Annotated in this window: 8 protein-coding genes; 6 read left to right on the top strand and 2 right to left on the bottom strand. The window is 39.1% G+C overall.

Translation table 11 applies throughout. The features are described 5' to 3' along the window. The first annotated feature begins 91 nt into the window (after positions 1–91). Entirely contained in the window at positions 92–1189 is a 1098-nt protein-coding gene (locus tag CALSC_RS05175) for a response regulator (protein ID WP_088240335.1), read from the top strand. A gap of 161 nt (positions 1190–1350) precedes the next feature. On the opposite strand, the gene CALSC_RS05170 is transcribed toward CALSC_RS05175, so the two are convergent. Further along, positions 1351–3240, bottom strand: coding sequence for a S9 family peptidase (locus tag CALSC_RS05170; protein ID WP_088240336.1), 1890 nt, complete (start codon positions 3238–3240; stop codon positions 1351–1353). 687 nt (positions 3241–3927) lie between these two features. On the opposite strand from CALSC_RS05170, the gene fbp reads away from it, so the two are divergent. Continuing rightward, on the top strand, positions 3928–4977 hold the full coding sequence (gene fbp / locus CALSC_RS05165) for a class 1 fructose-bisphosphatase (RefSeq protein ID WP_088240334.1): 1050 nt from the start codon (positions 3928–3930) through the stop codon (positions 4975–4977). Between the two features lie 13 nt (positions 4978–4990). Next, a complete protein-coding gene (locus CALSC_RS26265; RefSeq protein ID WP_159460565.1) occupies positions 4991–5152 on the top strand; it encodes a hypothetical protein in 162 nt (53 codons plus the stop codon). A 154-nt stretch (positions 5153–5306) separates the two neighbouring features. Here CALSC_RS26265 and CALSC_RS27790 read toward each other — a convergent pair whose 3' ends face one another. Continuing rightward, positions 5307–5438: a hypothetical protein gene (locus CALSC_RS27790; protein ID WP_268807184.1), complete on the bottom strand. Its 132-nt coding sequence runs from the start codon at positions 5436–5438 to the stop codon at positions 5307–5309. A gap of 217 nt (positions 5439–5655) precedes the next feature. Here CALSC_RS27790 and zwf point away from each other — a divergent pair, with 217 nt between their 5' ends. The 3 genes from zwf to CALSC_RS27275 all read left to right on the top strand — a co-directional run. Continuing rightward, positions 5656–7185: a glucose-6-phosphate dehydrogenase gene (gene zwf / locus CALSC_RS05160; protein WP_088240333.1), complete on the top strand. Its 1530-nt coding sequence runs from the start codon at positions 5656–5658 to the stop codon at positions 7183–7185. Between the two features lie 284 nt (positions 7186–7469). Next, positions 7470–8837, top strand: coding sequence for a glucose-6-phosphate dehydrogenase assembly protein OpcA (opcA, locus tag CALSC_RS05155; protein WP_088240332.1), 1368 nt, complete (start codon positions 7470–7472; stop codon positions 8835–8837). Positions 8838–9072: 235 nt separating this feature from the next. Further along, a partial coding sequence (locus tag CALSC_RS27275; RefSeq protein ID WP_235006683.1) for a hypothetical protein occupies positions 9073–9325 on the top strand: 253 nt, incomplete at its 3' end.

Raw genomic sequence — 9325 nt, 5'->3', positions numbered from 1 at the left:
CGTTTTATCAGAAGTTATCTGATTCGCAAACCAAAAAATTTAAGTAAATACATTTAATTCATCCATTTCAATAAATTCAATATATATAATTATGAATGAAGACAAGTTTGTAGCTTATAGATTTTTTGATCAAGAACAATCATTATTTATATTAGATCAGGTAATTAAAGAGCCGATTAATGGATGTTTACAAGTATTTTCTGGTTCCCATTATTGGTCTTTATATTTAGAAAATGGAAAACTAATTTATGCCTGTAGCTCATCAGACGGAATGTTTGAATTGATCTACAAAAAATTATACCAATTGAGTAAAGAAGTAGCTCAGATTTTTAAAACAGTTTATAAAGAATTAAATCATAGTTTTTCAGGCTCTGTTGAAGAAAAACATTTAATACACTTAGACTATTGGGCTATTTGCTGGTTAGTGAGCCATAAACTAATTAGTGGGATGCAAGCAGGAATCATTATTGGAGAATTAGCTTTAGAAATATTCCCATTATTTTTAAAATTAGAAGAAGGCTTTTATCAAATTTCTCATCACAACGCTTTACATCAAATGCCAAGATTTTGTCATTTAGATGTAAATGTAATTATCTCCCGTGTTTTCAATGATGTCAAAGACCATAAGAATGCAAGGGATCACAATGACATAGAACTATCGGTGATGTTAGATCATACTTTTAATGATTTTAACAAATCACTTCATAGCAAAAAAAATAAGCATCAAAAGATTCATTCAATAAATAAAAATAGTCATACTATAGATACAAATCAAGCAGTTTTCTCTCCTCGTAAAGGTGCACCCCATACTCCTCAAAATAATAAGCTCTACAAAATTGCTTGTATTGATGATAGCCCAACTATGTTGCATATAATCAATAGCTTTTTGGATGCAGAATTTTTTACGGTAGAACTAATTGATAATCCATTAGTATCCTTAATGCAAATTATTCGTACAAAGCCAGATCTAATCTTATTAGATATATCTATGCCTAATTTGGATGGATATCAATTATGCTCTTGGATACGCAGAAATTCAGAATTCAAAAATATACCAGTCATTATGGTAACAGGAAAAACTGGATTTATTAATAAGGCTAAAGCAAAAATGGTTCGAGCGACTGATTATTTGACTAAGCCATTTACCCAGGAACAACTACTCACAATTATAAATAAATACTTATCGTAAATATTGTTGAGTAGAGTTAGTCACAACACAATAAAGTTCAGTTAAGAACAATGATAGCCTGGGTACGAAGTTTAGGCGCAGAGCAGCTTCTCGAAGAGTAATCCAAAAAAGAATTGATAATGTTGGGATGCTCCCATAGGATGTTCATCCCAACAACTTTTTCATAACAACAAATCTTTGATAAACATAACTGTGGCATAGAACTGGAAGTCAACATTTTTTTTCTTGCTAAACCCATGTCCTTCGTCTTTTGCCATTAAGTACCAAACAGGTACATTATTTTTGCGTACAGTCGCAACTATTTGTTCTGCCTCATTTAAAGGTACACGAGGGTCATTCTTACCATGAATCACAAATAATGGCTTTTTAATGTTATTAGCATTGGTGACAGGAGAAATTTTCAGCAAGAACTCACGCATTTTCGGATCTCGTTCATCCCCATATTCCACCCGACGTAAATCTTGTCGATAACCTTCAGTATTTTCCAGGAAGGTGACGAAATTAGAAATACCAACAATATCAATGGCTGCACGAATGCGATCGCTATATTTTGTTGCTACAGCCAAGGACATATAACCACCATAACTACCCCCCGTCACTAAAATTCGATCTGGATCTAAGTTTGGTTGGGTGGGTATCCACTTGAGAAGTGCCTCAATGTCTTTAACTGAATCTTCCCGTTTATAGCCATTATCTAGGGTGAGAAAGGTTTTACCATATCCAGAAGAACCCCTGACGTTGGGAAATAGGATAGCTACTCCTAATTCATTTAGGTAGTAATTATTACGCCCTAAAAAGCCTGGACGAAATTGTCCTTCTGGGCCACCATGAATATTAATAATAACTGGACGTTTCCCAGTAAATTTACTAGGAGGACGGTAGAGAAAACCAGAAATAGATTTACCATCGAAGCTTTTCCAGCGTACTATCTCTGCCTGAGAAAAGTTTTTGGTATTTAAGCCACCAGTTTCGCTGGCTGTCCACCTTTCTACTAGATTGGTACGAATATTCACAGAGTAAATGTCTGCTGTAGAACGGTTAGATGTGAGAGTAAAACCCAAATCTTCGTTATTCTTGTGCCAACCAATACCATATACCTGACCTACAGGTAGCTTAGGTAAGGGCTTTTCTTTCCCTGTAGCTGTTTCTAGTAGATGCAATACACTTGCCCCATCTTCGTTGGTAACAAAAGCCAGATGCTTACCATCGTCAGACAAGTCTAAGTTTTCTACATCCCACTGAATATTACTAGTCAAATATGTATGCTTGAAGGTATCTAAATCTACATATGCAAGGCGAGAAAACTCTGAGCCCCGGTCAGTAATAACATATAAACCTTTGCCATCTTTGGTAAATATGGCAGCTTGGTAGGAGACTTTTTCCTTCTTACCCTTGGGTGTAAGTAATTTCTTTTCTCCCGATTGAGTATCTACCAACCAGAGATAGCTTTCATTTACAGAAATATACTCAATAATCGCAACTTTGTCATCCTCTGGAGACCAGTCTAAAGCACCCCATCCTCCACCTTTTACCTCCATTAACAAGCGATTGCTGGAGGGATTGTTAGGATCCACAATATAAAAATCTGCATCCTTACCTGTGCGTCGAGTAGAGGTGTAAATCATGCGATCGCCTTTATTTGACCACAAACCTCGACTATTTTTAGACTTGCCATCTGTCAATAAAGTTACATCACCCGTTGCCATATCATAACGGTAATTTTGGTTAAATTCATTACCACCAATATCTTTGCTAAAGACAAAGTAATCCCCCTGGGTTGGCTGAAAACTTGCCCCCCTAACCCGCTCTGGGAAAAATGTCATTTGCTGACGACTACCCAAAGGAAACTTAACTAAATGGGTTTGAGCCGTATCCCCAAACCTAGTGGATATCAACATTTCCCGACGGATAGGATGCCAACTAGACAGCACCGCATAACGAAAATTTGTGTAGGGTTCAACTGTATCCGCCAGGGTAGAAGGAATAGGGGGAATACCTTCTACAACCAGGTTATCCCCAGGAGTAATATTGGTAGTTTTGGCTGTAATCATTGATATAGGTAAAAATACAATTACCATCAGGGCAATCAGGAAACTAGAAATAAATCCTATTCCTTGACGATGCCAAATCTTATGTAAGTGACTCAATCTGCAAAAACGTAAAACTGGGGTTAGACTGGGAAGCATATATATTATCTGTTTTTTTATGCAGCACCCCAGATATTTAGGAAAATCTGATTACTGGTTGTGCTATTTACAAATATTTTCTTAAATACAGATGCTAATTGTACTACACAATCAATATAGCAATCCTATTTGCTTTGTAAAAGCTGAATTGTTCAGTTCACTAATTTATTTTTGTATAGATTAATCAATATAAATCAACAATTTTATATATATTGTATTGGTTTGTGAATTATCGATCAATATAGTTTATTTTTTCCAATGAGTAAGCTAAAACAGTATGAGTGTATGCAGGATAAAATTGCTAGAATTTACTTAAAATTTCAAGTCAAAAATTGATAAATTTTATTGTCATCAAATATAAAATACCTCTTGTAAGCTTCTGGATTAGCAAAAATACTGGATGGAAATATACAGATTATTCATTTCTTTAGTTTATCTAAAATCACATTTAAGTAATCAAATTACCTTTTTAATATAGAAGCAGAAGCCAAATATTAATTTAATAGAATCGAATTAACTTCATAGTTCATCAAAGAACGAGGATTGTTCCATATGACTCAAGCACCAGAATCTTTAGATTTACCTACCGCTGATACACAAGAGCGTAGTTTAGACCGCGATTGTACAACATTATCTCGTCATGTTCTGCAACAACTACAAAGTTTTTCAGGATCAGCACAAGATTTAAGTGCTTTGATGAATCGGATCGCTTTGGCTGGTAAATTAATCGCCCGTCACATGAGCCACGCAGGCTTAATGGCTGGAGCCTTGGGATTTACAGGGGAAGTGAACGTCCAAGGAGAATCCGTCAAGAAGATGGATATTTATGCCAATGATGTATTTATTGCTGTATTTAAGCAGAGTGGTTTAGTTTGTCGCCTTGCTTCCGAGGAAATGGAAAACCCTTACTATATCCCTGAAAATTGCCCAATTGGTCGTTACACATTATTGTACGATCCCATTGATGGCTCATCAAACACAGATATAAATCTCAGTTTGGGTTCTATTTTTTCCATTCGGCAACAGGAAGGAGAAGACCTCAATGGTGAGGCAAAAGATTTGTTAGCATCGGGGCATAAGCAAATAGCAGCTGGTTATATCCTCTATGGCCCTAGCACCATGCTGGTTTATACTATAGGTAATGGCGTTCATTCATTTACCCTTGATCCGAGTTTGGGAGAATTTATCCTTACAGAAGAAAACATACGGATTCCCGAGCATGGTTCAGTTTACAGCGTCAACGAGGGGAATTTTTGGCAGTGGGATGAATCGATTCGGGAGTATATCCGCTATGTGCATCGTACAGAAGGCTATACAGCTCGTTATAGTGGTGCAATGGTCAGTGATATCCATCGATTATTGATTCAAGGTGGTGTATTTCTGTATCCCGGCACTCTGCCTAAACCAGAAGGAAAATTGCGCTTGTTATATGAATCAGCTCCCTTAGCCTTCATAATTGAGCAAGCGGGAGGTCGTGCAACTACTGGACACATGAATATTTTGGATGTGGTACCAACCAAACTACATCAGCGTACACCTTTAATTATTGGTAGCCCGAAGGATGTCGCCAAGGTGGAGTCATTTATTCAAAACGGTCACTGAATAACTGTTCTCAGTGGTGAAATGCCTCAATCAACTGCTTAAAATAGCGATCGCTAATTGCGATGGGCGATCGCTATTTATTATAGTCATTGGAGCTTTTGGACTTAGTCAGAACTCTTGCATGGGAGACAACCTCAAGCTCGTCAATGCTTTATTAACAATCCTCAGAGCATAGCATTGAGAATACAAAGTGATTACTCATGATGTCAGATCCAATATGTTTGTGGCAGATTACTTGACAAAAACGGCATCACACAAAAAAATTTCAATTGCCCATCAAAAACTCTAGCATTAAGTAACCATTGAGCAAATTTATAAAATTACTGTTGCTATTGGTTTTTTTTGATGAGTAGAATTACTGGCAAAATAAAACCTAAAATTAATGGCAAACTAAAGAAAGTAACAGATGCAGCAGTAGCTTTTAAGTCTTTAGCAGTAAAAGGAGTAAAAGAACTAGCCAATCGAAAATTGATAAAGTAAGGTCAAACTATTATTGCCATTGTGATCAAATGGTTAGCCCTAAGACTTAGAAGTTAGAAGTTAGTGGCAAATAAAATTGAGGATTTATGCAGAAAAACCGAATTTCTCACTTCGTGTGCATAAATCCTGCAACTAATTACCAAAACTAACAACTAACAACTAACAACTAACAACTAACAAACTCAATCTAAAATTGTTATGGTCAGTCTGCTAGAAAATCCCCTGCGGGTCGGTCTCCAACAGCAAGGGATGTCCGAACCCCAGATCATAGTTATCTTTGGTGCTTCTGGAGACCTTACTTGGCGCAAACTCGTTCCCGCCCTCTACAAATTGCGCCAGGAACGCCGTATTGCCCCAGAAACAACCATTGTTGGCGTTGCTCGTCGAGATTGGAGCCACGAATACTTCCGTGAACAAATGCGTAAAGGCATGGAAGAAGCTCATGGAGGCGTGCAGCAAGAAGAATTATGGTCAGACTTTGTTAAAGGTTTATTTTACTGTTCTGGTAATATTGATAACCCCGAAAGTTACCAGAAGTTAAATAATTTGTTAACAGAGTTAGACAAGCAAAGGGGAACTAGAGGCAACCGGATGTTTTATCTGTCAGTTGCTCCCAACTTCTTCCCAGAAGCAATTAAGCAATTGGGAACAGCAGGAATGTTGGACGATCCCTACAAACATCGTCTAGTCATTGAAAAACCCTTTGGTCGAGATTTAGCTTCTGCTAAAAGCCTGAACCTAGTAGTCAAGAAGTATTGTAATGAAAAGCAAGTATACCGAATAGACCACTACTTGGGCAAAGAAACCGTCCAAAACTTGTTGGTATTTCGGTTTGCCAATGCCATCTTTGAACCTTTATGGAATCGTAGTTTCGTCGATCATGTCCAGATTACCGTAGCCGAAACCGTAGGTGTTGAAGACCGGGCTGGTTACTATGAAAGCTCCGGTGCATTGCGGGATATGTTACAAAATCACCTGATGCAGCTGTTCTGTTTGACAGCAATGGAGACACCCAACTTTATGGATGCTGATAGCATTCGTACAGAAAAAGTGAAAGTATTGCAAGCAACTAGATTAGCAGATGTCAATAATTTAGAGCGATCGGCAATTCGTGGTCAATATAGCGCCGGGTGGATGAAAGGTCAACCTGTGGCTGGATATAGGCAAGAGCCGGGAGTAGACCCCAATTCTACCACCCCTACTTTTGTAGCCATGAAATTTGTGGTAGACAACTGGCGTTGGCAAGGGGTTCCCTTCTACCTACGTACAGGGAAACGGATGCCGAAAAAAGTCAGTGAGATTTCTATCCACTTCCGGGATGTTCCTTCTCGGATGTTTAAATCTGCTGCTCAACAAATGAGTGCCAATATTTTGACCATGCGGATTCAGCCAAATGAGGGAATTTCCCTGCGTTTTGACGTGAAAATGCCAGGAGCAGAATTCCGCACCCGTGCTGTGGATATGGACTTTACTTACGGTTCCTTCGGTATTGAAGCCAAATCTGATGCTTACGATCGCTTATTTCTTGATTGTATGATGGGCGACCAAACATTATTCACCAGAGGAGACGAAGTAGAAGCAGCTTGGCAAGTAGTCACACCAGCCCTTTCCGTCTGGGATTCGCCTTCCGATCCAACCCTAATTCCTGAATATGAAGCTGGTACCTGGGAACCAGTGGAAGCGGAATTATTAATTAACCAAGATGGTCGTCATTGGCGCAGACTCTAGAATTTTAGATTTTAGATTTTAGATTTTAGATTGAAGGAGTCAACGAAGAGGACAAGGGGCAGGAGGGAATGAGGGAAAAAGAGAAGGAGTGAAAGAGGGAAAGAGAAAAAATCCCAAATTTACATTAGGTATTTCCACAGCTGTGGACGCACAACGTCTACACTTCACTCCCCCACTCCCTCACTCCCCCACTCTCTCACTCCCTCTCCACGACTCCTAACTTCTCAATCCAAGACTCTAGAATCACAAATCCAAAATCGCAAATCCATAATCCACAAATTGTTATGACTACCCAAGCTCCAACTATTTTCTCACTTCAGGCTCCCAAAGATGTTTCCCTCACAGAAATTGAAGAGGAACTCAATCAAATTTGGCAAAGTTATGGTATATCAGGTGAAGATGGTGCTTTACCTGCGGCAACCAGGGCAACAACCTTTACTCTTGTAGTTTATGAGTCGGAAGAAACCCAGTACTTATTAGCGACCGCAGGGTTTTATAATGGCCCCATTGATGGTATATTAGGGCCCCAAACTCAATCTGCACTCCAGGAATTTCAAAAACAGCACGGATTAGAAGAAACTGGAACAGCTAATCCAGAAACCCTAACTATATTGCGGGAAGCAGCTGCTAAACTTCATAGTGGAGAAAAAAACACAGACGATAGCACATCCTATGGTGCAGATAGCAAAAGTCCGAGAATTGCCGATGAAATTGCCCTCCGTAATCCCTGTCGGATTATTACCCTATCTCCCATAGCTGGAGGAGATGAAGGGGTTAAGGCTCAAGTCTCTGCCTATTGCCCAATTCAAAAGCGATCTTCTACTACCCTAGTTTGTTGCGAATACATTAATTTAACTGGTACTGCTGCTGCTTTAGAAAGAATTGGTGGCATGGTACCAGAATTGCTAATCGGTGATTTACCCAAATTTCTCTGGTGGAAAGCCACACCAGATACAAATAACCCTCTATTTAAGAGATTGGGTTCTATTTGTAACAATGTGATTGTTGATTCATGCAATTTTAACGAGCCAGAAAGTGATTTGCTCAAATTGCAAGAGTTAATAGAAACAGGTATACCCCTCGCTGATTTAAACTGGGGTCGTCTCGCAGCATGGCAAGAATTAACAGCCGAAGCTTTTGACCCACCAAAACGGCGTGCAGCTCTTCCAGAAGTGGATAGAGTCAACATCGATCATGAAAAAGGTAATCCTGCCCAAGCATTGTTGTTTTTGGGTTGGTTGGCAAGTAGATTGAATTGGCGTCCGGTTGCTTATCAAAAAGAAATCGGAGATTACAACATTAGGAAAGTTAGTTTTGTTACCGATAATCAAAGGAAAATAGAAGCTGAGTTAGCCGGAGTTCCTGTAGGTGATGTGGGTGATATTATTGGTGACTTGATTGCTTTCCGCCTCAGTTCTACCAATCCCCAAGCAGATTGTAGTACCCTAATTTGTTCTGAAACCGGTGGTTGTATGCGGATGGAAACCCACGGTGGTGCTCAATCCACTGGTTTATTTCAACAGGTAACTTCCCTTTCAGAACAAAAAGCCGAGGTGTTATTGAGTCAACAGGTACAACGCTGGGGAAGGGAGGTATTGTTTGAAGAAAGTCTTTATGTCACAGGAGAAATTCTGAAATTGGCAGCTAAGTAAAGTCAAACAACTCTCCCTGTAGTAGTCCTCCTAAAAATAGGGGGACTTGCTTTATACCGGGAAAATCCTCCACTGCAGTGGCTTATACCCACATTCCGCAGGTTCAATTAACAAGCTTGGTATTTTTGTAATCCAGTTAAAACAAGGCTTTCAGACATTCAGTGAATATGAGTGCATTCAGCGAGACTCCCAAAGATAACCGCACCTTAGATAAGAACGGGAGCATTAGTTGAGAATGGTATCAATAGGCTATGATTTGGCGATTCCCGCTAATTATAAAATTAGCGGTAAGCGAAGCTATGCCGTTAGGCTTATCGCTATAAAGCTAAATTTCCGAAAACCCTTACCATACAAGTATTTTGAAAATATCGAAAAGTTTTCCTCTACGTGCGGAATGTGGGTTATACAATTCATATTGCTTTTTGAGGCAGGGGGACAAGAGAAGATGTGCCTCATTTACCTGCAATCTGCTGTATTACTTATTACTT

Origin of the sequence: Calothrix rhizosoleniae SC01, from assembly GCF_900185595.1 — a bacterium.
GTDB lineage: Bacteria > Cyanobacteriota > Cyanobacteriia > Cyanobacteriales > Nostocaceae > Calothrix_A > Calothrix_A rhizosoleniae.
This window is presented reverse-complemented; position numbering and strand designations above follow the sequence as displayed.

Coding starts and splice junctions, on each gene's coding strand:
- CALSC_RS05175 (WP_088240335.1), top strand. CDS start 92: ATGAATGAAGACAAGTTTGTAGCTTATAGATTTTTTGATCAAGAACAA.
- CALSC_RS05170 (WP_088240336.1), bottom strand. CDS start 3,240: ATGATTACAGCCAAAACTACCAATATTACTCCTGGGGATAACCTGGTT.
- fbp (WP_088240334.1), top strand. CDS start 3,928: ATGACTCAAGCACCAGAATCTTTAGATTTACCTACCGCTGATACACAA.
- zwf (WP_088240333.1), top strand. CDS start 5,656: ATGGTCAGTCTGCTAGAAAATCCCCTGCGGGTCGGTCTCCAACAGCAA.
- opcA (WP_088240332.1), top strand. CDS start 7,470: ATGACTACCCAAGCTCCAACTATTTTCTCACTTCAGGCTCCCAAAGAT.